Annotated in this window: 27 protein-coding genes and 1 pseudogene; 22 read left to right on the top strand and 6 right to left on the bottom strand. The window is 59.9% G+C overall.

The features are described from left to right. Positions 1-102: 102 nt before the first annotated feature. Genes F1642_RS16630 through F1642_RS13985 form a run of 4 tightly spaced genes read right to left on the bottom strand, consistent with a single transcriptional unit; the run spans position 103 to position 4267 of the window. Complete coding sequence (locus tag F1642_RS16630; protein WP_370582885.1) at positions 103-402, bottom strand: efflux RND transporter permease subunit; 300 nt, start codon at positions 400-402, stop codon at positions 103-105. Beyond that, positions 341-2308 carry an efflux RND transporter permease subunit gene (locus tag F1642_RS16625; RefSeq protein WP_370582884.1) on the bottom strand — a complete coding sequence of 656 codons (1968 nt, stop codon included), beginning with the start codon at positions 2306-2308 and terminating at the stop codon, positions 341-343. The genes F1642_RS16630 and F1642_RS16625 overlap by 62 nt, the downstream gene beginning before the upstream one ends. Positions 2309-2342: 34 nt before the next feature. After that, entirely contained in the window at positions 2343-3170 is an 828-nt protein-coding gene (locus F1642_RS16620) for an efflux RND transporter permease subunit (RefSeq protein WP_370582883.1), read from the bottom strand. After that, positions 3167-4267, bottom strand: a complete 1101-nt coding sequence (locus F1642_RS13985) for an efflux RND transporter periplasmic adaptor subunit (RefSeq protein WP_164871408.1) — start codon at positions 4265-4267, stop codon at positions 3167-3169. The genes F1642_RS16620 and F1642_RS13985 overlap by 4 nt, the downstream gene beginning before the upstream one ends. A 664-nt stretch (positions 4268-4931) precedes the next feature. On the opposite strand from F1642_RS13985, the gene F1642_RS13980 reads away from it, so the two are divergent. Next, entirely contained in the window at positions 4932-5495 is a 564-nt protein-coding gene (locus tag F1642_RS13980; RefSeq protein WP_167550419.1) for a TetR/AcrR family transcriptional regulator, read from the top strand. Between the two features lie 35 nt (positions 5496-5530). On the opposite strand, the gene F1642_RS13975 is transcribed toward F1642_RS13980, so the two are convergent. After that, a protein-coding gene (locus tag F1642_RS13975; protein WP_127898215.1) for an IS630 family transposase occupies positions 5531-6489 on the bottom strand; the annotation gives its coding sequence in 2 pieces (ribosomal slippage) (positions 5531-6145 and positions 6148-6489; 957 coding nt in all). A 255-nt stretch (positions 6490-6744) separates the two neighbouring features. After that, a complete protein-coding gene (locus F1642_RS13970) occupies positions 6745-7464 on the bottom strand; it encodes a recombinase family protein (RefSeq protein ID WP_255522466.1) in 720 nt (239 codons plus the stop codon). Positions 7465-7906: 442 nt separating this feature from the next. On the opposite strand from F1642_RS13970, the gene F1642_RS13965 reads away from it, so the two are divergent. The 21 genes and pseudogenes from F1642_RS13965 (at position 7907) to F1642_RS13870 (ending at position 22281) form a co-directional block, all read left to right on the top strand. Continuing rightward, positions 7907-8197 (top strand): hypothetical protein, encoded by a 291-nt coding sequence (locus F1642_RS13965; RefSeq protein ID WP_194886501.1) that lies wholly within the window; start codon positions 7907-7909, stop codon positions 8195-8197. A gap of 780 nt (positions 8198-8977) precedes the next feature. Continuing rightward, on the top strand, positions 8978-9271 hold the full coding sequence (locus F1642_RS13960) for a type II toxin-antitoxin system RelB/DinJ family antitoxin (protein ID WP_072298561.1): 294 nt from the start codon (positions 8978-8980) through the stop codon (positions 9269-9271). Further along, on the top strand, positions 9264-9539 hold the full coding sequence (locus tag F1642_RS13955) for a type II toxin-antitoxin system RelE/ParE family toxin (protein ID WP_282029874.1): 276 nt from the start codon (positions 9264-9266) through the stop codon (positions 9537-9539). Before F1642_RS13960 ends, F1642_RS13955 begins: the two co-directional genes overlap by 8 nt. A gap of 135 nt (positions 9540-9674) precedes the next feature. Continuing rightward, on the top strand, positions 9675-9974 hold the full coding sequence (locus F1642_RS13950) for a hypothetical protein (RefSeq protein ID WP_194886500.1): 300 nt from the start codon (positions 9675-9677) through the stop codon (positions 9972-9974). A 279-nt stretch (positions 9975-10253) separates the two neighbouring features. After that, positions 10254-10382: a hypothetical protein gene (locus F1642_RS16070; protein WP_255351382.1), complete on the top strand. Its 129-nt coding sequence runs from the start codon at positions 10254-10256 to the stop codon at positions 10380-10382. Then, positions 10379-10858 (top strand): cytochrome c, encoded by a 480-nt coding sequence (locus tag F1642_RS13945; RefSeq protein ID WP_042246660.1) that lies wholly within the window; start codon positions 10379-10381, stop codon positions 10856-10858. The genes F1642_RS16070 and F1642_RS13945 overlap by 4 nt, the downstream gene beginning before the upstream one ends. A gap of 61 nt (positions 10859-10919) precedes the next feature. Further along, entirely contained in the window at positions 10920-11378 is a 459-nt protein-coding gene (locus F1642_RS16065; RefSeq protein ID WP_370582882.1) for a DUF411 domain-containing protein, read from the top strand. Between the two features lie 44 nt (positions 11379-11422). Then, positions 11423-11956, top strand: coding sequence for a murein L,D-transpeptidase family protein (locus F1642_RS13935; protein ID WP_370582881.1), 534 nt, complete (start codon positions 11423-11425; stop codon positions 11954-11956). A 114-nt stretch (positions 11957-12070) separates the two neighbouring features. Beyond that, positions 12071-12478, top strand: coding sequence for a hypothetical protein (locus tag F1642_RS13930; protein ID WP_194886498.1), 408 nt, complete (start codon positions 12071-12073; stop codon positions 12476-12478). Positions 12479-12550: 72 nt separating this feature from the next. Continuing rightward, entirely contained in the window at positions 12551-12769 is a 219-nt protein-coding gene (locus tag F1642_RS13925; RefSeq protein ID WP_042246668.1) for a hypothetical protein, read from the top strand. Continuing rightward, positions 12766-14169: a TolC family protein gene (locus F1642_RS13920; RefSeq protein WP_042246671.1), complete on the top strand. Its 1404-nt coding sequence runs from the start codon at positions 12766-12768 to the stop codon at positions 14167-14169. The genes F1642_RS13925 and F1642_RS13920 overlap by 4 nt, the downstream gene beginning before the upstream one ends. Continuing rightward, entirely contained in the window at positions 14166-15533 is a 1368-nt protein-coding gene (locus tag F1642_RS13915; protein ID WP_042246675.1) for a multicopper oxidase family protein, read from the top strand. The genes F1642_RS13920 and F1642_RS13915 overlap by 4 nt, the downstream gene beginning before the upstream one ends. A gap of 34 nt (positions 15534-15567) precedes the next feature. Beyond that, positions 15568-16047 carry a plastocyanin/azurin family copper-binding protein gene (locus F1642_RS13910; protein ID WP_042246678.1) on the top strand — a complete coding sequence of 160 codons (480 nt, stop codon included), beginning with the start codon at positions 15568-15570 and terminating at the stop codon, positions 16045-16047. A gap of 17 nt (positions 16048-16064) precedes the next feature. Then, positions 16065-16346: a copper-binding protein gene (locus F1642_RS13905; RefSeq protein ID WP_206692779.1), complete on the top strand. Its 282-nt coding sequence runs from the start codon at positions 16065-16067 to the stop codon at positions 16344-16346. A 355-nt stretch (positions 16347-16701) separates the two neighbouring features. After that, positions 16702-17187 carry a DUF305 domain-containing protein gene (locus tag F1642_RS13900; RefSeq protein ID WP_042246683.1) on the top strand — a complete coding sequence of 162 codons (486 nt, stop codon included), beginning with the start codon at positions 16702-16704 and terminating at the stop codon, positions 17185-17187. A 135-nt stretch (positions 17188-17322) separates the two neighbouring features. Then, positions 17323-17784 carry a Cu(I)-responsive transcriptional regulator gene (gene cueR, locus F1642_RS13895; RefSeq protein ID WP_042246686.1) on the top strand — a complete coding sequence of 154 codons (462 nt, stop codon included), beginning with the start codon at positions 17323-17325 and terminating at the stop codon, positions 17782-17784. Further along, positions 17781-18236, top strand: a complete 456-nt coding sequence (locus tag F1642_RS13890) for a DUF411 domain-containing protein (RefSeq protein ID WP_231558913.1) — start codon at positions 17781-17783, stop codon at positions 18234-18236. Before cueR ends, F1642_RS13890 begins: the two co-directional genes overlap by 4 nt. A 9-nt stretch (positions 18237-18245) precedes the next feature. Then, positions 18246-19008, top strand: a pseudogene (locus tag F1642_RS13885) (MauE/DoxX family redox-associated membrane protein). A gap of 170 nt (positions 19009-19178) precedes the next feature. Then, positions 19179-19658, top strand: a complete 480-nt coding sequence (locus F1642_RS13880) for a DUF305 domain-containing protein (protein ID WP_194886497.1) — start codon at positions 19179-19181, stop codon at positions 19656-19658. Positions 19659-19728: 70 nt separating this feature from the next. Continuing rightward, a complete protein-coding gene (locus F1642_RS13875; protein WP_194886496.1) occupies positions 19729-22062 on the top strand; it encodes a heavy metal translocating P-type ATPase in 2334 nt (777 codons plus the stop codon). A gap of 21 nt (positions 22063-22083) precedes the next feature. Next, entirely contained in the window at positions 22084-22281 is a 198-nt protein-coding gene (locus tag F1642_RS13870) for a heavy-metal-associated domain-containing protein (protein ID WP_194886495.1), read from the top strand. Positions 22282-22340 lie beyond the last annotated feature (59 nt).

Genomic DNA, 22340 nt, shown 5'->3' with positions numbered 1-22340 from the left:
GGGACGCGCATTGCTGCCGGAGTCTGCTAGCGCCACGAAGCCTCTCAGCAGGTGCTGTCATGGGTGACCTGAAGGCAGCCCCATTCGCCGCAAGGCCGCGCATCATCCGCTTGCCCCGACCGGATTAGCACTCCCGCCTTCCTCCATTTTTCTTTCCTTGCTAAACAACACGTAATAGAGGACCGGCGCGGCGATCAGGGTCAGGATAGTTGCGAAGGCCAGACCGCCCATGATGGTCACCGACATCGAGGCAAAGAATGGATCCCACAACAGCGGAGCCATCCCCAGGATTGTGGTGACCGCCGCCAGCACGACCGGGCGCAGCCTTGATGTCGATGCTTCAATGATCGCCTTTCGGAAGGGCATGCCCTCTGCCCGAACCAGATCGATCTCCTCGACCAATACGATGCCGTTCTTCAGCAAACATCCCCGACAGTGACAGCAGCCCCAGAAGCGCGGTGAAGGAGAATGGCAGGCCGGTGATGAGAAGACCGATCACCACTCCGTTGACGGCCATGGGCACCAGAAGCCACACGATCAGCGGCTGGCGCAGCTTGCCAAACAAAAGGATCGAGATCAGCACCATGATCAGAAGTGAAGCCGGCAATTGCTGGCCCAGACTGCGTTGCGCGTCGGTGCTGTTTTCATATTCCCCTCCCCATTCGAGGACATAACTATCGGGCATGGTGATTGCCTCGACCGGGGCGCGGATGGTAGAAAAGACATCGGATGCATTGCCCCCTGTGGGGATCCCCGCCTCGACCGTGATCGTCGGAACCCGGTCGCGGCGCTGGATAAGGGTGTCGCGGGGCTCCCATCCAACGCGTTCGATCAGCTGCTCCATGCTGACGTAATCCTCGGCAGCCTCGGAATAGACGATCTGCTGGGCGAGATCGGGATTGGCGCCGCTGCCGCGCAGGCGGATCGGGATCTGCCTGTCGGCTTCCTGATAGATCGCGACGGGCAGGCCCTCGGTCGCCATCAGCGCGGCATCTGACAGATCGGCGCGCGAAATCCCGGCCGTCTGCGCGCGCTGCGTGGCATATTCTGGGATCAGCACGGGCTCGTATTCGCGCCAGTCAGTCCGGATATCAATCAATCCCGCATCCTGCCGGGTCAGCGTGGTGCTGACCAGATCGGCCAGCGCGCGCAGAACCTTTGGATCGGGCCCCGAAATCCGCGCCTGAATGGGCGCGCCGCCGCCGGGACCAAAGGCCAGACGTTCGGTCCGGAACTCGCCCTCAAGCAGCGTTTCGCGACCAAATTCGTTCAGATCCTCCAACAGCCGCGGGATCGTTTCGGTCGTGGCGGTACGGATGATCAGATGGCCATAGCTGGGCAGCGCCTCTTCTGGGGAATAGGTCAGCATGAAGCGCGTCGCCCCCGAGCCTACGAAGGTCGCGACCGACGTCACCTCGTCGCGCTGCAGCAACCATTCCTCGGCCTTGCGCATGTCGTCCGACACGCTGTGGATGTCGCTGCCCTGCGGCAGTTTGTAATGCGCATAAAAGACCGGCGTGCTGCTGTCGGGAAAGAACTGCTGGGGCACCGAGGCAAAGCCGCGAAAGCACAGCACGGTGATGACGATCATCGCCGCCAGAAACAGCCAGCGCGCCCTCAGCGCCCCACCCAGTACCGTGCGATAGGCCCGAAAGACTGGGCCATTGTAATCGCCACCCTCACCGTCGCCCTTGCCGCGCTTGAAGACGTAATGGGCCAGAAGCGGCGTGACGGTGAGCGCCAGTACCCAGGACAGCAGCAGCGAGATCCCCACCACCGCGAACAGCGAGAACATGAACTCGCCCGTCGCATCCGGCGACAGGCCGATGCCGGCAAAGGCCATGATGCCGATCACCGTCGCGCCCAGCAGCGGCAGCTGGACCCGCTTCGCGCCATCCTCGGCGGCGTCGCGGGACGAGCTGCCCGAGGCCATCTTGATCTGCATCGATTCGGCCAAGACAATCGAATTGTCGACCAGCATCCCCATCGCAATGATCAGCGCGCCAAGCGAGATCCGCTCCATTTCTATCCCGCCAAGCGACATGAAGAAGAACGTTCCGATCACGTTCAGAAACAGCGTCGATCCGATGACGACCGCCGACCGCCATCCCATAAAGAGCGCCAGCACCACCACCACCAGCGCCACCGACATCGCCAAATTGACCAGAAATGCGGACGAGGATTCGTCCACGACCAGATGTTGCTGATAAATGGGGTGGAGCTGCACGCCATGGGGCAGCTCCCGCAACAGTTCGGCTATCTTGGCATCGACGCGCATGCCGATATCGACGATGTTCTGCGACGACACACCCGCTATGCCAAGCGTGAACGCCTCTTGCCCGTCAAAGCGGATGATTTCGCGCGGGGTGGGGAACGCGACCGCGTTCGACCGTGGCGATGTCGGTCATCTGAAATACCGAGGTTCCCACGTTCACGGTCAGCTCGCGCAGCGCATCGACGCTGTTGGTGCCGCGCGGCACGTCGATCCCGAAGCGGTTGCCGTCCGCCGCCAAAGACCCCGAGGGTGACACGGCTGCCGCCGCGCTGATCTGGTCGATCAAAGCGCCGGGCGGGACACCCAGATTGGATGCGATGGCCATGTCTGGCATGACATAGACCGCCTCTTCCGGCAAACCGGCGATGGCCACATTCGACACGCCCTCGACCGTTAGGATCTCGCGCCGCAGATAGGTCGAGATCTCGTGGATCTCGGCATCCGAAAACCCGGGCGCGGTCACCGCCATGAAGATCCCGAACACATCGCCGAAATCGTCGTTTACGACCGGCAGGTTCGCGCCTTCGGGCAATTGGGCACCGGCATCGGCCACGCGGTTGCGCAGCTCGTCCCAGACCTGCGGCAGCTCGGCCCCACTGACCGTAGACAGGATTTCGACATCGATGCGCGATGAGCCGGGCTTGTTCGACGAGGTCACCGTGTCCAGCGAGGCCATCTGCTGGATCGCGGATTCTAGGGGCTCGCTGACCTCGCGGGCGACCTGTTCCGCCGAGGCCCCGGGATAGGAGGTGATCACCACCGCCTGCTTGATGGTAAAGCTCGGGTCCTCCAGCCGGCCTACGGTCGCATACCCCCACAGGCCGCCCAGAAGGCAGCCGAGAATCAAAAGCCAAGTCAGAAGCGGCGCGTCGATCGCCTTACGTGCTAGGTTCATTGCGACGCCTCGGGCGTAGGACCATTGTCGTTGGACAGACCAGTAAAGCGGCCTACCCGCGTCCCGTCAGCCAGCATCGCCGCGCCCGAGGCGACGATGGTCACGCCCGGCTCGGGACCGTCCAGCATGTAAAACCTGGTGCCCCCGGCGGGTTCGATCGTGACGCTGCGACTGGCCAGCGTGCCGCGATCGGGGTCGGCGTCATCGGGGCGATAAACCAGCACCTGAGGGCGGCCATCGGGCGCATAGCGCAGCGCACTGGCCGGCAGCGTCACGACGCTGTCCGAGCCCGGGCGCTGGACGGTGACCTGAACCGTGGCCGAGGCCCCCGGCAACAGATTTTCGGGCTGATCCTCGCCGAACGCGAAGGCTACGCGATAGGTCTGGCCCGCTTCGGCAGCCTCGGCGGTCAGCTCGCGGTATTCCAATGGATAAAGAGGGCCGTCGACGACCATCTGCGCGCTGGCCTGAAACTCCAGCTGGCCGCCGAACTGGCGGAACAGGATTTCCGGCACCTGAATGTGAACCTGGATTTCGCTCATGTCATGTGCTCGAACGACGGGTTCGCCCGCCGCAACTGTCGCATATTGATCCGCCAGTCGCTGCGAGATGAGCGCGTCGAAGGGAGCTTGCATCGTGGCATAGTTCAGGCTGTCCAATGCATCCTCATAGGCCACCTGTGCCACGTCACGTGTGCTCTGGGCATTCTCGATTTCAGCTAGGGCTACGACGCCCGCCCCCAATTCACTGAGACGTGCCAACTGCCGTTCGGCCTGATTAAGCTGTACCTGCGCCTCATTCACGGCGCGTTCGAAGGGACCGCGATCAAGTCGTCCCAGAAGAGTGCCCGCTTCGACAAACTGGCCTTGTCGGATAGGCAGTTCCTCAATCTGGCCGCCCGCCCGAAAGGACAGATCAACGGTCGATCTGGCCGCGATTCGCCCGAAAAACCGCCGCTCGACGAAGTCGGCGGCCTCTTCCAGGACCATCAATTTGGCCGGGCGCAGGCTTTCGCCCGGATCGCCCACCTGTGCGAATGCTGGAGACAAAGACGCCAGAAGCGTCAGGGAAATGACCGCAGAGATATTGAATTTCATAAAAGTAGCCTTCGTGCATGGATCGTCGCCAGATGGCATGGCCGGTTTTGAACGGAAAATGTCACAGGAGCCTGCCCAGCTATGTGCCTAGTCAAGCGCAGCGTCTGGTGTTCGGAAAAAGTCGAAGCAGCGGGACGCAGTCGCGATATGTGGACCCAATCAAGGTGCTGCCAGGAAGACTCAACCTTTCCAATGCTCAGAGTTTCAGCTGTTTTTCCGGGGGCAACGCGACTCCTGCACAGATGAAGAGCCCTTGAACCAAAAGACGCCCCGTTGCTGGAACAGTCGAGAAATCTGCGCAGATGAAATCCCACAGGTGCAAACCGCACGTAGGTTTCATATAGAGCTTCGAATGCAAGCTCGGTTTATCCCATCAAGAGTTAGTGGCACCAAGGCATTAACAAAACGGTTTAACAGCTTTACGAGGCCCGCCCAACGGAGCTGTTGCTTCGATCTTGTCAGCCCGCTCCAGCGCCGCAAAGGCAAAAGAACGCGAAAATCCCTAGTTTTAAGCCGCTATCAGTCGGTGTTTCATTCTAGTCGTATCCTCGTTACTATCAGGAGCGCGGTGAAGATACGGCGCGTAACACAAGAATTGAGCACTGCATAGATGCACAGTGATTCCATCTCCGGGAAATCCGGCTACCATCACGGAAATTTGAGGGTGGCGTTGATCGAAGCGACCGATGGCATCATCCGCGACCGCGGGATCGAGGGCCTCTCGCTGCGCGAGGCTGCACGGCGTGCAGGTGTATCAATCGGTGCACCCGCGCACCACTTCGGTTCCACCTCGGGGCTGCTGACAGAGGTGGCTCTGCTAGGCTATGATAGCCTTGGCGCGTCGCTGAACGCGGTCATACCGACTGATGACCCTATTGCCGATCTGCGGCAAATGGCGATTGCTTATGTCAGCTTCGCGCTGGCCCATGCTGGGCGGTTCCGGCTGATGTTCCGACCTGATCTCGTCGATCGCGACAACCCCCGCTATGTGGCGGCTGCCACCCGTGCGTTGTCAGGTTTTGCAGCCGCGATCACGCGTCAAAAAGGCGCTGTGGAAGACAATATGGCCGAGATTTTCGTGGTTTGGTCGTCGATCCATGGCATGGCGAACTTGGTCGTAGACGGAAAAGCACAGTATCTATTTGCGGGCGCAACGCCGGAGCAATTTGTAGAAACGATCATGCCGAAGCTTTTGGCTGAAACCTGGCCGTTTGGCATGGCCCATTAACTGAGATGGTTCGTATTGCTTAAAGCGTTTCTGTATTAACCTGATACATACCCTGCCGCGTGGAAGTAGTTCCAGCACTCCTGGGGTGAGAACATGCTGCAGATGTCACCAAGGGCTTTGAACAGGTCATCGAAGGTTCGTGCGCCCATTTTGCGGAGATGCGCCTTCAGCTTCGAGAAAGCCTGCTCGATGGGGTTCAGGTCGGGTGAATAGGGCGGCAGATACAGGAACCAACACTTGGCGTCACGGATGGCTTCGGCGGCCTCGACGTTGCGATGAGTGGCCAGGTTGTCGAGGATGACGACCGTGCCGGGCGTCAGTTCCGGGGTCAGGACATCGCGGACATAGGTCGCAAAGGCGGAGCCATCCATCGCGCCTTTGATCACCCAGGGCGCAATGAGCCCCTCCGACGTGAGGCCTGCGATGAAGGTCTGTGTGCCCCAGCCACCGAAAGGCGCGTCCATCCGCAACCGCTGGCCGCGGCAGGCGCGCCCTCGCAGTCGGGTCAGGTTCGTCTTCACGGAGGTTTCGTCAATGAACACCAGCCGTTCGGGCTGGCGACGCATAAAGGGAATGCGCCGCTCCTGCCACTCGTGCCGGGCTTGTTTTACACGGGCGCGGTGCTGTTCGGAGGCCACCAACGATTTTTTTTATAGGTGAAACCAAGCCGCTTGAGCAGAGCCGCAATCGAGGAGTGATGAACCTTCACGCCCTCGGCCATGGCCAGCGCATCGCGCAATTCATAGAGCGTGATATCCGGATCCTGGGCGACCAGCTCTTCAAAAAAGGCCTGATGCGGCGCAAGCTTTCCGCGCCCGCGTGGCCGCCCCTGCGGCGCGGGCACTGCATCCCCGTGCTGCCGAATTGCCCGGGCCCAACGAGACCCCGTCGCAGGCGAGAGCATCAATCGCGCCGCGGCAGCTCGCCCACTCAAACCCTCTTCGAGACAAGCCTTGAACCGCGCACGCAGCGCATTCGGTAAAGGTGCTGACATGATCCATCCTCCTAGAAAGGATGAATCACAAGCAGACCCCTATGAAAATCCCATGATTCCGGGTTTTGCAGAAACGCTCTAGATCACTGAAATATCTATCATATTCGTCTTTTGGAGAGATGCCGTACTCAGCTGCCAACCCTTCATCGACGACAGGCTCCTCCGGGAACAGGCAAAGATGCAGAGCTTGGGGGGTAGCTGGTAGGGTGCTAGGTCCGATCATCTGCGTCAAAGCCAAGACTGCGAAAGCACCGATCATTCGCCATACCCCTTAACCGGAGAAATAGCCCGTATGAGGGTAGCGCGACTGACGCCAAGCGCCTTGGCTGCCTGAGCTTGGGTCATTTGCTTGGATGCCAACCATGCCTGGGCTTGGGCAATCTGCGCGGGCGCCAACAGGCGCCGGCGTCCTATGATCCGGCCACTCGCGCGGGCGGCTTCCAACCCTGCCCGCGTCCTGTCTGCGATCAGGTCACGCTCAAACTGAGCGATCATCGCGAAGACATGAAACATCATCCTGCCCTGCGGCGTGGTCGTGTCGATTTGTTCATTCAGGGACCGCAGGCGAACCTTCCGTTCGGAAAGCTCGTTGGCAATTGCGATCAGCTCTTTGACACTCCGCGCCAACCTGTCCAGCCGCCAGACAACAAGGGTGTCATCGTTGGAAAGATTGGATAGCAGGCGTTGCAACTGTGGCCGGGCGTTCTCGTCCGCTCCGCTTCCGACCTCTGAGACAACGTAGTCGCACCCTGCTGCCTTCAGAGCATCAAGTTGCAGACGATGCTCCTGACTGCTGGTCGATACCCTGGAATAGCCCACTACCGCCATCGCCCGCTTCTCCGATGTTGCAAAAGCCAGCCCATAATGGGCATGTCGCAAAATTCGCCTTTGCGACGGCTTTTGCAACACGTTTGACGCTGTTGCGCAAACGATCGTTTTTGAACACTTTAAAAAAGGGGCAGGGGAGGCGGGCATTCGTTGATCCGCATTGCAGCTTTAGATCTGCGGCATGTCACTGCATTTGCCTACCGAGGAAAGCAGTATGACCTTTTGGTCCGACAAAAGGTCAAAATGACGTTTTTTCTTGACACTCACGGGCTGCCATCGGGATTGGCGGTTACTGTTATCACCATACCTTTTTGGAAAGCAGCCTCATGGCCGTAAGACTGCATCGACGCGAAGGGCGGAGAGCCGCCTGACAGCGATGCGGCAGGGCACCTGCAGCATCAAGCCGAAGCGGACGTTTCGCTCGAAATGCGACGTCGGCGGTGCATGACCGACGTAGAGCGGCGGAGATCGACCTGAGGAGCCCGAAGCCGCCGCGGGTCTCGCAACTTGAAGCCTTGGCTTGCGTTGATGGGCGGGTGCAAAAACTCCTCCTCGAGGACCACCCTACATTTCGCCAGTGAGGTGACTGATGATCAATCCATTCCGGTTCCGTCCGGAGACTCCAGAAATCGCGAACGAGCCGGAAGCCGAAGAACTCGACGGCGACACGGGTGACTGGGAAGACAATTGGCTTTCCAATTTCATGGCCTGGGGCAGCCGGGCTTTTTTGCCGTCCTGGTGCGACACCCCGGAACACTGGACATCGCGCTTCATGCACTATCTCCACACGTCTTGCCCCTGCTGCCTCTTTTTCAGAGGCATATCAATCGGGCTGGTCTTCGGGTTGGGTATTGGACTGGCAGCATCCTTTCTTATCTAAGAATGCTTATGGACTGTGTATGCGGCCTTTCGACTGCCGAACGGCAACGACGCTCCGAACCCGTCTATCCTTTTGATCGAGGATCACATTGCCAGCAGAGCTAGTTCTACTAACTGATGTCACCGCCTGCGGTGAACGCTGGTCGACGATACTCGGACGCGCCGTCGCCAGATGAGTCACTGCCATTTGAGAACCGGACTTCGACGCCTTCCAATTTCTCTTTTTATTCGAAACGCGCGCTTGCGACGTCTGATATCTTGCGCAGCGTTCGAACAAGACCAACTGAGCAGGCAGCTTTGTCCCGCGTAGCGGACGCTTCTCGGCCGATCTCGCTGCGCTTGGCACCAGCGTCCGGTCTGAGGAAGTTGCACTATGGCGTCTGGCAAGGGTCGACCGGCGGCAATGGGCCGTAATCTTCTGCAGCGACTGCATTCGTTGCAGACAGCGCGAAGGGCGTCTCTGGGCTCTGCGCATCGATGCTCCCGCGCCATCCCAAGGTCAGCTTTCTATGCCAAAGGCACGAATGGCCTGACTAGTTCTGATCAGGCACCTTGGTTGACCTAAATTTCGGCCAATAACATCTTTCAGCCACCGGACGTTGAGGACTTATCCACAATTTTCGGGGGTAATATCGGGGATAAAGCGATAATGATAGTTCCTACAATGCCTTCCATCTCATTCTTGAAGCAGCATTCCACACTGCTGAGCCAGATGAGGCCAAACAAGTCTTGATCCTCCTATGTCATTGTGTATCTCATATGAGATACACAGGAGACTTGAATGCCCACCCATACCTCAATGCTGCATGTCCGAGTGGACGATCATCTCAAGGCACAAGCCAGTAGCGCATTGGCAGGTGTAGGCCTGACCCTATCAGACGCAGTCCGTATCCTGCTGACCCGTGTGGCTGCTGAAGGGGGGCTGCCGGCCGGTCTGACTGCAAATCCTGAAAGCTATGATAGCTGGTTTCGGGCGAAGGTGCAGGAAGCGCTGACAGACACCCGACCTGGCGTTCCACATGACCAGGTCATGCGTGACGCCCGGGCATTGATCGACGGCAAACGGGGTGCCTGAACTCGAATGGAATGCCTTCGGGGCCGCCGACCTCATGGCAATTGTCGATTATATCTCGGATGACAATCCTGATGCTGCTCTTGCCCTGATGGAGGAAATTCAGGGAAAGGTTGCGCAACTTCCAATGCATCCCAAGCGGTGCCGGTCAGGACGCGTTCAGGGAACACGTGATTTGGTCGTTCGCCCGAACTACATTGTCATCTATGCTGAGACGCCGTCTGTCGTGACGATCCTTCGCGTGCTTCATGCCGCGCAGATGTGGCCCTGATAAGCGATCGGTCGAAAGACGAGGGTGGGCGCCGGCTCAGCGGCAGTGTCCCGGTCAGATCCATCCTGTTCCGGTCACGGCAACGCGATCATCTTGTCGTGGATTTTTTTGCAGCATGCCGCTAACTCGATAGTCATGAAGACCTATCTGCGGGCCCTGTTTCTTGTCGCCTTCACCGTATTCGCGGTTGGATCGATGATGCCCGCGCCGGCGACTGCCGCGTCATTGCCAGATGACGGCATGACGGCAATGGCACATTTCGGCATGTCCGAATGCCTGGATTGCAGCGACAGGGGTGAAATTGGAACGGCGGGCTGCAATCTGATCTGTGCGGCGGGGGCTTCGTCCCGGTTCCTGAATTCCAGACCTCTGATCTCAGACACGCTCGGCGCCTCCCGAAGCGGCAGGTTGCCGATGTCATGTTCAATGACCTGAATTGGCTGCCGTTACGAAGCCCCCCACGCCCCTTCATCTGATTTGACTGCCGCTGTGGCACGCGACGCGTGCGCACAAGGTTTTGCCCCCTTGAGCTCGCTCGCTGCCAGGACTGCTGAATCCCTTTAGATCGGCAGTCCCGTTTCAAATCCAGATAGTCAGGTGCCCTATGCAGCAAAGTTTGCATGCAGCTTTACCCACTCAGTTTTTCCCTGAGATTTCTGCCGTCAATGCGGCTTGCGAAGAATGGCGTGACCACCCCCTTCGGAGGAAAACGGCATGACAATGATGAATAGCCCCATGACGGGCATGATGATGCTGAGCTGCGGACTCTTTGCGCTTCTCGCCCTGGCCCTCCTGGTCCTGGGCATCGCTGCCCTTCTCAAGTACCTGCGGGGACCGGCATGAAATTGCGGGTCTTGATGCTCGCTGGCCTGTCATTTGCCGGTGTGGCGGCCGTGGCGGCTTTCGCGCAAGCCAATCGGTCCGAAAGGGCGGAAGCTGCTTTTCTGGGCGTTCCAGTAACCGCCCAAGAAATAGAACAAGGAAAAGAACTATACGCGCAAAATTGCGCGTCATGCCACGGCCCGGATCTGGAAGGACAGCCCGACTGGAAACGTACGCTGGAGAACGGGCGGATGCCGGCACCGCCCCACGACGAAACAGGGCATACATGGCACCACTCCGACAGTCAGCTGTTCGCGCTGACAAAGCTGGGGGTCAGTGGTGTCGTGCCTGGCTATGAAAGCGACATGCCGGCCTTCGAGGGCATTCTGACGGATGCGGAAATCCGCGCCACCCTGGCCTACATCAAAAGCACATGGCCCAAGCGTCAATACGAGTATCAGGCCGAGGTCTCCGACCGTGAGGGACCGGAAGAATGATCGCAGCAAAATCCACAAGCCAGTCGGCGGCTCCTGGGCGCCTTTTCTGGGGGGATCGCCGTTGAACCTTATCACGCGTCGCTTCGTGTTGTGTGCCGCCGCCGCCGCAACCGCGCTGCCTGCATTTGGGCAGCTGCCTCTCGTTTCCACCGCCATTCATGTCGTGGAGGGCAGGGGGTGCGAATGCTGTAGGCAATGGACAAAGCACCTTCAGAATGCCGGCTTTCAGGTCACGAGGGAGGAGCGTTTCGGCACGCTTCTCATGCAGCACAAGATCGACCTCGGCGTGCCCATCGACCTCACGTCTTGCCACACCGGCTTGGCCGAGGGCTATTTTGTGGAAGGACATGTTCCAGCCACCGATATCCGCAAACTGCTTCAAGAGCGCCCTGACGCCCTTGGCCTGGCCGTTCCGGGCATGCCCTATGGCAGCCCCGGAATGGGCCCGGAAAGCCACCGTGAGGCTTATGATGTCCTGCTCGTGCTCAAGGATGGAAGCCACACAACATTCAACCGATAGGCCGCTGCGCCGGCCTAAAGTATGATCTCCAAGGAGCTCTCTCTATGATGACCTTTAATCGTCGACATGCGTCGCTGGCTATGCTCGCATCCCTTGCTGCATGCGGATCGTCAGGGCCCAGCTCGGCCCCTGCACCGCAATTCAAGCGATACTCCGGCCCGCCGGTAACACAGGTGGCTGTCTACAAGGGCCAACGCCGGATGCACCTGCTGAACGGCCATACAGTCTTGCGATCCTATGATTTTGGGCTGGGCAACCAGCCGGTCGGTCCCAAGCAGTTCGAAGGCGACGGAAAGACGCCCGAGGGGCTGTATTTCATCGACCGCTTCAACCCGCGCAGCAGGTATCACCTGTCTGTCGGCATTTCCTACCCCAACGAACAGGACAAGGCTTACGCCGCACAGTTTGGTCGTAGTGCAGGGAGCGACATCATGTTCCACGGGCGGGGTCCGGAAGGAAACGCACTCGCACCACGAAATCGCGATTGGACTGCGGGCTGTCTAGCATTGACGGATCAAGAGATCGAAGACGTCTACGCAATGCTGCAGCCGGGTGTCCCGGTGATGCTCTATGCATAGGGCTCTGAATGATCACGTTCGAGCAACGGCAACAGATGGCCGAGGTGGTAACATTCCTGCGCAAGGCGCTGGAAATTCATTGATGTCTAACTTTGACCCTATTAGACAACACCTATGATCCACGTCCTGCGCCAGCTTGCTATGATCTTCATCGTGACCTTGGTCTCGATGGGCGTCACTGCATCCGCTGGAAACGCGTCGATGGATCTAAAATGCGACATGATGTTGACGGCCGCGTCCGCCGGTGGGTGGGACGATCATACCAAGCACCTCACAGGTGACAGTTCAGATCACTCATTCCAGAACACTGTCGTCGTCGAAGATCATGTTCATAACGAAGACACGTCTTCCGAAGGACATGGCTCGCATTGCAAGGCCCATGCCTGCCCGGTTACGGCATTTCTGAGTTCCAGTGATATGGCCCAGGCCTTTTTGATCAGCCAGACGATTGATGCCATCCGCACGGCCCCGCTGGTGGAACTGACCGTCTCCGAAGGACTGCGCCGCCCTCCGCGGGCCTGATCCGAACGTTGCAAGCCGACGCCTGAACAGGCCGCGGCGACCATCCTTCTGATCTAAAAGCGGATTCATCACATGAAACTTCTGTTTGCGGCTGCGATGCCGCTCGTTGCGGCGGCTTGCGCCCCGCTGGCGCCTCTGGATACGTCATCCGGGCTCGTGGCTGTCGCGGATACCGCGTCGCCGGTCTCGACCCTGCAGGCTGGTCCCGCCGTCACCTATCGAAGCCGCAGCGTTCAGGAGCCGGGAAACTGGACCGATCTGAACAATGCCCAAGGCCCGGGTGTCGAATGAAGACGGCATTGGGACTATCGATGGGCGCAATGCTGCTGCTGACGGCATGCGCGGATACGGCGACCATGAGCAAGGCCCGCGGCGAGCGGGCGGGGTTCGAGACCGTTGCCGGGATCTCCCGGCAGGCGACGGGGGCAGAGGCAGCCTGGCTTCAGACCCCGGCTGAACGGCAGGCCCATGCGCAACGCGTGCGCGCCATCGTTCAGGGCAAGACGATCAGTGCCGAACAGGCCGTACAGGTGGCGCTTCTGAACAACCCCGGCCTGCAGGCCAGTTATGCCGACTTGGGCATGTCTGCGGCAGACCTGTGGGAGACGGCCCTCGGACCGGTGCCGAGCGTCGGCATCTCCGTGTCCGGGCTGGTCAGCGGTGATGTCACCCGGTCCGTGGAGGGCACCGTGGCATCGTCTATCCTGGATGCGGTCACGAAAAAATCCCGCACGCGGGCAGCCGATCTGGAATTCCGGCAAGCTCAACTGGCCGCCGCGGGCGAGACCCTGGCGCTGGCCCATGAGACCCGCCGGACCTGGATCGAGGCAGTGGGTGCGTTCGAGGCCGCCGGGCTTGTCGGGCGCGCCCAAGGCGCGGCCGATGCGGCATCCGAATTGGCTACTCAGCTTGGCGAAACAGGCGCGCTGAGCCGTGCCGATCAGGCACGGGAGCACGTGTTCAATGCTGAGCTGGCAGCCGAACGGGCCGAGGCAAGGCTGGAAGCACAGATAGCCAAGGAAAAACTGGTTCGCCTGCTGGGCCTGTGGGGCACAGGGACAGAGTTCTATGTTCCCGACAGCCTGCCGGCACTTCCCGGCAGCGCACCGAACCGGTCCAATATCGAGCGGATGGCACTGGAAAACCGCGTCGATCTGGCTGCGGGCCGCTTGGAGTTGGAGGCTGTGGCCGCGCGCTACAAGCTGAACGGCCAGACCCGGATGCTGTCGGACGCGGAGGTTGCGGCCGGAGCGGAAATCGAGCGGGAAGACGGAGAGAACGAACGCTCGCCTATCGTCGACGTCGCGTTCAGCATTCCGGTTTACGACACCAGCGGCCTGATTTCACGGCGCGGCAAGCTGGAATACCAGCGCTCGGCCAATACGCTGGCGCAATCGGCAATCAATGCCAGGTCCGAGGCACGGTCCGCCTACACGGCGGTCACGGGCAAGCATCAGATCGCCCTGCATTGGCGCGATCAGGTCCTGCCGCTCCGCCGGGAAATCGATGAGCAGGCGCTGCTCAGCTACAACGGCATGCTGACCTCTACCTTCGAGCTTCTGAACGATGCCCGTGAAGGGTTGGACTCGCAGCTAAGCGCTGCCGAGGCGAAGCGCGACTATTGGCTCGCCGAGGCGGATGCCACCGCCGCGATCTGGGGTGGCGCAAGTGACAATGGAGAGGACGAATGATGAATCGCAGACAACTGATGGGTGCGGGCATCGGGGCAGGGGCCGCAGCCTTGACCGTCAACATGGGTCAGGCGCAGACCAGCTTTCGCGATCTGCCCGAAGCCGCCAGTACGGACAGCCCCTATACGCAGGTGCCGCCGCGACCCACGACCGGGTTGGAGTACAACCCGGTCGTCACCCTGAATGGCTGGTCGCTGCCCTATCGGATGAACGGCAACGTCAAGGAGTTCCACCTTGTCGCCGAGCCGGTCGAGCGGATCATGGCGGATGGAATGGTGGCGCGCTTGTGGGGCTATAATGGCCAGTCCACCGGCCCCACGATCGAGGCGATCGAGGGCGAGCGGGTCCGGATCTATGTGACCAACCGGCTCCCCGAGCATACCTCGGTTCACTGGCATGGCATGATTCTGCCTTCCGGGATGGACGGCGTGTCCGGCCTCAGCCATCCCGGCATCCCGTCGGGCAAGACCTTCGTCTACGAGTTCGATCTCGTGAAGTCCGGGACCTTCATGTACCACCCCCATGCCGACGAGATGGTCCAGATGGCCATGGGTATGATGGGGTTGTTCATCGTGCATCCGCGCGACCCAGCTTTCATGCCGGTGGATCGGGACTTCGCCTTCCTCCTGGCAGCCTATGACATCGACCCCGGCACCTATATCCCACGCGTCGCCGAGATGACCAACTTCAATCTCTGGACGTTCAACAGCCGCATCTTCCCGGACATCGATCCCCTGGTGGTCAACCGGGGCGACCGGGTCCGCGTCCGGGTCGGCAACCTGACCATGACCAACCACCCCGTCCACATGCACGGCTATGATTTCGAAGTGACCTGCACCGATGGCGGTTGGGTGCGGCCGGAGGCGCGCTGGCCGGAGGTCAGCATCGACATCCCTGTGGGCGCGATGCGGGCTTACGAGTTCAACGCCGAGCATCTGGGTGACTGGGCGATCCACTGCCACAAGTCGCACCACACCATGAACGCCATGGGGCACGAGTTGCCCACGATCATCGGCGCCGACAAGTCCCGTGTCACCGACATGGTCCGCCGTCACCAACCCGGCTACATGCCGATGGGCACGGCCGGCATGGCGGATATGGGCGAGATGTCCATGGAGATCCCCGAGAACACGATCCCGATGATGACCGGTTGGGGTCCGCATGGTCCGATCGAGATGGGCGGCATGTTCTCTGTCGTGAAGGTGCGCGAAGGCATCGCCCCTGACGACTATTCCGATCCGGGTTGGTTTGAGAACCCTCCCGGTACGCAGGCATGGGAGTGGACGGGCGAGTTGCCCGAGCATGCCAGCAACTACAGCCCCGCGACCATTTTGACGCCGCGCGGCGGCAAGCGGTTGGGCTGATCTGACCCTATCGAGCACCATAAAGGAAAATACAATGAAATCATTGATGCTGGCTACTCTCGTCACTCTCTTCCCGGCCCTCGCACTTGCAGAGGGCACGCATGAGGGAGGTCATGATGAATATGCGATGGGCGCCCCGGCTACCGAAGGGGCCGCGGATATGGAATCTGTCGAAATCTCGATGCGAGAAACCGATGAGGGCACGATGATCTTTGAGCCCTCGGAACTCTCTTTCGCACCAGGTGAAACCGTCCGTCTGGTGATCACCAATAATGGCGAGCTGGAGCATGAATTCGTCATGGACACAGCCAAAACCAATGCCGAGCACAAGGAAGTTATGGCGAAGTTTCCGGAGATGGAACACGACGACCCGAACGCTGTCCGCCTGCAACCTGGTGAGACCGGAGAGATCCTTTGGACATTCGGAAAATCTGGAGAGTTTGAATTCGCTTGCCTGATACCGGGTCATTACGAGTCCGGCATGCACGGCCCCCTGAACGTCACCGAATCCTGAACCGCGAGGACCTGACCATGAAACTGATCCAACTGACTGCCGCTGCGCTGATCCTTTCTGCTGGAGGCGCCTTTGCGGACACCCACATCACCAACGGGACGGTCACCAAGATCGACACCCAGTGGAGCAAGGTGACCGTCGATCATGAGGAGCTGAAGAACCTGGATATGCCGGCCATGAAGATGGTTTTCCAGGTCGCGGAGCCTGAGATGCTCGATGGCCTCAGCGAGGGTGCCGCCATCCGCTTCGCCGCTGACCGTGTGAACGGCAAGCTGACCATTACAGAAATTCTGGAATAAATCAGAAAGCGCTGGAGGTTATAGAATGAGAACGTTGTTCATGTCCGTACTGGCGGCTGCCAGTATCACTGCAAGCGTCGGTTATGCTGAGGAAGCAAACCATAGCACAAGAGGATCAAATCCAAATGCTGGGGGCGGAATATCAGTTTCCGTGGATAACACGCCGGAGAGACCAGAGCCTTCGTCAAGACTGGCTCGCCCCACAAACACGATACCGGTTCCGGCAGGGCGTATCATGTCGAACAAGGAACTGAGAAGAGCAGGGCTAAAACCCGATGATGTCGTCATGCACGTTTCAGTTTTCTGAGGAACAGGCTTAGCATCGTCATATGTCTCAAATTTACGGAGGACTGAGATGAGTTCTGTTAAGATCCTTATTGCCGCAGCGATTGCTGCGACCAGCCTTACTGCGCCCGTCTTTGCTCAGGACGCTGAATTCCAGATGCCTGAGCAGTGCGCCATGGCTGCACCCGCCAGTGATATGCCCGCTGAAAGCATGGACGGGTCACAGATGGGCGGCGATGCGCAGTCTGACGGCATGGGCGCCATGATGGGTATGGGCGGCGTGGATTTGGCAACCATGCCGGAACATGTTCAGGAAAACATGCGTCGCATGATGGTAACGATGCCAGCCATGCACGACGGCATGATGAACGAGGATGCCGACGTGGCCTTTGCTTGCGGCATGCTTGCCCATCACCAGGGTGCCATCGACATGGCCGAGGTGCTTCTCGAACATGGCGAGGACGATGAGATGCGCACCCTCGCGCAAGAGATCATCGATGCCCAGGTCGGTGAGATGGAGCAGATGACCACGTGGCTTGCTGAAAACGCCAACTGAGCCTGCCTTGAACCGCGCGGCATGACGCCGCGCGGTTCTCAACCGGAAGACACTCATAAAGAACACTGGCGGCCCTTGACCTTCCCATGATGGGAAGCCCCATATCTGTTCCGCACAACGAACGGAGCCCAGCCCATGAACATCGGAGACGCCTCTGCCCTCTCGGGTGTATCGGCCAAGATGATCCGCTACTACGAGCAGACCGGGTTGATCCCCCTAGCTGCGCGCACAGCCTCGGGGTATCGAAACTACGCCGATGCAGACGTTCACATGCTTCGGTTCATTGCACGGTCGCGGGATCTGGGCTTTCCGATCAGCGAAATCACCGACCTGTTGGATCTGTGGCGTAACACCGACCGGCGTAGCGCCGATGTCAAAGCACTGGCACAAGCCCGGATCCAGGATCTCCGCCACAAGATTACCCACCTGCAGGACATGGCCGACACGTTGGAGACGCTGGTGCGATCCTGCGCCGGAGACGAGCGCCCGGACTGCCCGATCCTGCATAATCTGGAAACGGAAGCATTCCCTGCCTCGGGCAGACGCTCAAATCATGCCGGTCCCCACGCCAACATCAACGAAAGGATCACATCGTGATCGACAGACGCCTGTTCATCGGAACGCTCGCCGCGGTCCTCATTCCCGCAACATCGGTGCTGGGGGCGGTGTCCACATCCCAAGACACTCTAATCGCGGTGGTTCGATCACCCGATTGCGGCTGTTGCGGAGCCTGGATCGATCATCTGCGGCAAAGCGGTTTCACAGTAGAAGAAACCCTGACCGACGACGTCGAGGCCTTCAAGGATGAGCACGCCGTTCCTCAATCTCTTCGGTCCTGCCACACGGCCCTCGTCGAAGGCTATGTAATCGAGGGCCATGTTCCGGCTGATGCCGTCCGCAATTTGCTGGATCAGCGCCCTGATGCGGGTGGTCTGGCCGTTCCTGGCATGCCGATCGGTTCGCCCGGCATGGAAATGGGCGGCCATTCCGAGCCTTTCGAGGTCATTCTCTGGGGCGATTCCGGCAACAGCGTCTTCGCAAGGTATTGAGGTTTCCCCATGACACCTGCAGCGTCCAGGACTGCCACCCTCCACCGCATGGTGATGACAAAGCACATGTGCCCCTACGGGCTCAAGTCGCTCGATCTGCTGAATCGTCAGGGCTATCGCGTCGAGGACCATCATCTGACGACCCGTGCCGAGGTCGATGCCTTCAAGGAGCGGCATGACGTCCAGACCACGCCGCAGACCTTCATCGGCGGCCAGCGGATCGGTGGCTATGACGATCTTCGGCATCACTTCGGAAAGACCGTCCGCGACAAGACCGCGACGACCTATCGGCCAGTGATCGCCCTGTTCGCCATGGCGGCAGCCATGGCCTTGGCAACCAGTTGGGCGGCGTTCGGTCAGCTGATCACCATTGCTGCGGCCCGAATGGTTCGTGGCCTTCGCGATGTGTCTCCTGGCCCTGCAAAAGCTGAAAGACGTGGAAAGCTTTGCCACGATGTTCCTGAACTATGATCTGCTCGCGCAGAGATGGGTCCGTTACGGATACGTCTATCCCTTCGCCGAAGGCCTGGCGGGCATCCTGATGGTCGCGGGCGCGCTGATGTGGCTGTCGATCCCGGTCGCCCTGTTCATCGGCACCATCGGCGCCGTGTCGGTCTACAAGGCGGTCTACATCGACAAGCGAGAGATCAAATGCGCCTGCGTCGGGGGTGACAGCAACGTGCCCCTCGGCTTCGTCTCGCTGACCGAGAACCTGATGATGATCGCCATGGCCATCTGGATGCTGATCAAGGTTACGATGCTCGGGCATTGACCACGCTATTCGATAGAGAGCCGCGCTTTGCAGCGCAAACGGCTACAGGCGAAAAATTCTACTGAGCCTGTAGCCGAATACAAAATCGGATCATTCCGACCATGAGGCACAGCCTCAATGTTCCGGCTTCAAGAGAAACCTAAAATAGAAACGGAGACATATCATGGGATATGGCCGGTTTTTTCGCGATGATCGCGACCTCGACCATCGTCATGTATGGGCTGATGTACCTCAATACCTATTCGATTGATCACATCGCGTTTTCGCAGACCCGCATGTGGATGGCGATTTACATGGGATCGGTCATGGCGGTCATCATGCTCGCCTTCATGTTGGGCATGTATTCCGATCGGAAGAAAAACATTGCGATCTTCGTGGGCGCCGGTTTTGCATTTGTTCTGTCCCTCTGGCTGGTGCGAAGCCAGGAGACGGTCGAGGATCTTGCCTGGATGAAGGCAATGATCCCTCACCATTCCATCGCTATCCTGACCAGTGAGCGCGCGGATATTTCCGATCCAAGGGTCCGGGACCTTGCTGACTCGATCATCGATGCGCAGCGCAACGAGATCGAAGAAATGAAACGGTACATCGCCGATATCGAGGCGAATGGCGACGCTCCCGCAGGCACTCGCCGCGTCGAGGCTAACTGAAGCACTCAAATGAGGGTGTCACTCGCCGGGCATCTTAGATGGACGAAAATCAGTAGAAAGTTGGCAGGACATGGATCACGATCATCATCACGCGACGCCCGACATCCCTGCGGGGACCGAGACGGCCAAGGACCCGGTCTGCGGGATGACGGTTGCGGTCAAGCCTGACGGACGTCGAGCGGTGTTTGGAGACAAGACGTTTCATTTTTGCTCGGAGAAATGCAAGACCAGGTTCAAGGCAGATCCTTGGTTCTACGCCTCTGGCCGCGCAGCTGGACAAAAGAAGGCGGCTCCGGCCAACGCTCAGTATACCTGTCCGATGCATCCCGAGATTGTCCGTGATGTGCCGGGCGACTGCCCGATCTGCGGGATGGCGCTCGAACCGATGCTGCCCTCGGACGAGCCAAGCGAGGAACTGACCGACTTCACACGGCGCATGTGGATTTCAGCCGCCGCCGCAGTGCCGCTGATCATCCTGACAATGGGCGAATTGGTCGCTTTGCCGGTGCGGGACTGGATTGGTCATCAGGTCGCAAGCTATCTCGAATTCGCTCTGGCGACGCCAATCATCCTCTGGGCCGCTTTGCCATTCTTCAGGCGTGGTTGGGATTCACTTTTGAACCGATCACCGAACATGTGGACGTTGATCAGTCTTGGCGTGGGCGCGGCCTATCTCTATTCGCTCGTCGCGACTTTCCTGCCCGGCGTATTTCCCGATGCCTACCGAATGGGTCATGGTGTCGGCACCTACTACGAGGCGGCCGTGGTGATCGTGGCTTTGGTCTTCGTGGGTCAGGTTCTGGAATTGCGGGCACGAGAACGCACTGGGGATGCTATTCGAGCGCTGCTCGATCTCGCACCAAAGACCGCGCGGCGTATCCTGCCGGATGGCTCGGAATATGACGCGCCTTTGGAAAACATCATGGAAGGTGACCGGCTCCGCGTGCGCCCGGGCGATGCGGTGCCGGTGGACGGCATAGTGATCGAGGGCCGCTCATCCCTGGACGAGAGCATGCTGACCGGCGAGTCGATGCCGGTGGAGAAAAGTTCAGGCGATGCAGTGACCGGGGCCACGATCAACAAGAACGGCAGCCTCGTGATCGAAGCGGGCAAGGTCGGCGCCGACACGGTTCTTGCGCAGATCGTGGCGATGGTCTCGAACGCGCGGCGGTCCCGTGCCCCGATCCAGGGGATGGCCGACCGGGTCTCGGCAGTGTTCGTGCCAACGGTGGTCGGTATCGCAATCTTAGCCTTCCTCGTGTGGCTAATTTTCGGCCCCGAGCCCTCGCTGGTCTTTGCCATTGCCTCGGCCGTGTCAGTCCTGATCATTGCCTGCCCATGCGCCCTTGGGCTGGCCACGCCGATATCGATCACCACCGCGGCGGGGCGGGGCGCACAGGCGGGTGTGCTGATCAAGGATGCCGAAGCGCTGGAGCGGATGGCGGGGGTCGATACCCTGATTGTCGACAAGACCGGCACGCTGACCATGGGCAAGCCAAAGCTGACGGATACCGTGGTGCTGGGGGACAGGACCGAAGCGGACTTGCTGTCCCTGGCGGCAGCGCTCGAGCGCGGCTCGGAACACCCGCTGGCCCAAGCGATCGTCGAAGGCGCCGAAGCGCAGGGCGCGGGGCGACAAGAGGCAGTGGATTTTGAAGCCGTCACCGGCAAAGGCGTGCGCGGCACGGTTGGCGGACGGGTAGTGGCGCTCGGCAACGCGGCGATGATGCAGGAGATGGGACTAGACACGGGCACGGCCGAGGCGAAGGCCAATACCCTGCGCGCCGAGGGCAAGACGGCAATGTTCATCGCTGTCGATGGTGCCCTGGCCGGCATCGTGGCGGTCGCCGACCCAATCAAGGAAAGTACCGCGCAAGCGATCCGCGAACTCCACGCACAGGGGCTGCGCGTCATCATGGCGACGGGTGACAACGAGCGCACGGCACAGGCTGTGGCGAGCAAGCTCGGCATCGACGAAGTCCGCGCAGGTGTCCTTCCGGAAGCCAAAAAAGACCTGATCGACCAGTTGCGCCGCGAGGGACACAAGATCGCCATGGCGGGAGACGGGGTGAACGACGCGCCCGCACTGGCCGCTGCCGATGTCGGCATCGCCATGGGCACGGGCGCGGACGTGGCCATGGAAAGCGCCGGGATAACCCTTCTGGGTGGTGACCTGATGGGCATCGTCCGGGCACGCAAGCTGGCGCGGGCGACATTGCGCAACATCAAGCAGAACCTGTTCTTCGCCTTCGCATACAATGCGCTTGGCGTGCCAATTGCGGCAGGTCTGCTTTACCCCATCACCGGGACTTTGCTGTCACCGATGATCGCAGCTGCGGCGATGAGCCTGTCCTCCGTTTCGGTTATTACCAACGCCCTCCGCCTGCGGCGGGTGGATCTGTAAGAAAGCAAAAAGGAAAAACAAATGACGACATTCAGTATTCCCAACATGAGCTGCGGCCACTGCAAGGCAACGGTGCAAAAGACCATCCATGCAATCGACCCCGAGGCACAGATCGAGTTCGACATGGCGTTACGAACGATCGCTTTGGAAAGCCGGGCTAAGCCGGACAACCTTCAAGTGGCACTGGCCGCAGCAGGATACCCCGCCACTCTGGCCTGAATTAAAGTGTTGGGCCGGATGTTCAGTCGCCGCAATGGGCGTATCAGGCGACTGACCCA

The sequence above is a fragment of the Paracoccus sp. NBH48 genome, from assembly GCF_015390265.1.
Classification (GTDB): domain Bacteria; phylum Pseudomonadota; class Alphaproteobacteria; order Rhodobacterales; family Rhodobacteraceae; genus Paracoccus; species Paracoccus marcusii.
Note: the sequence above shows the minus strand (reverse complement) of the source record. Positions and strands in the feature narration are given on the sequence as shown.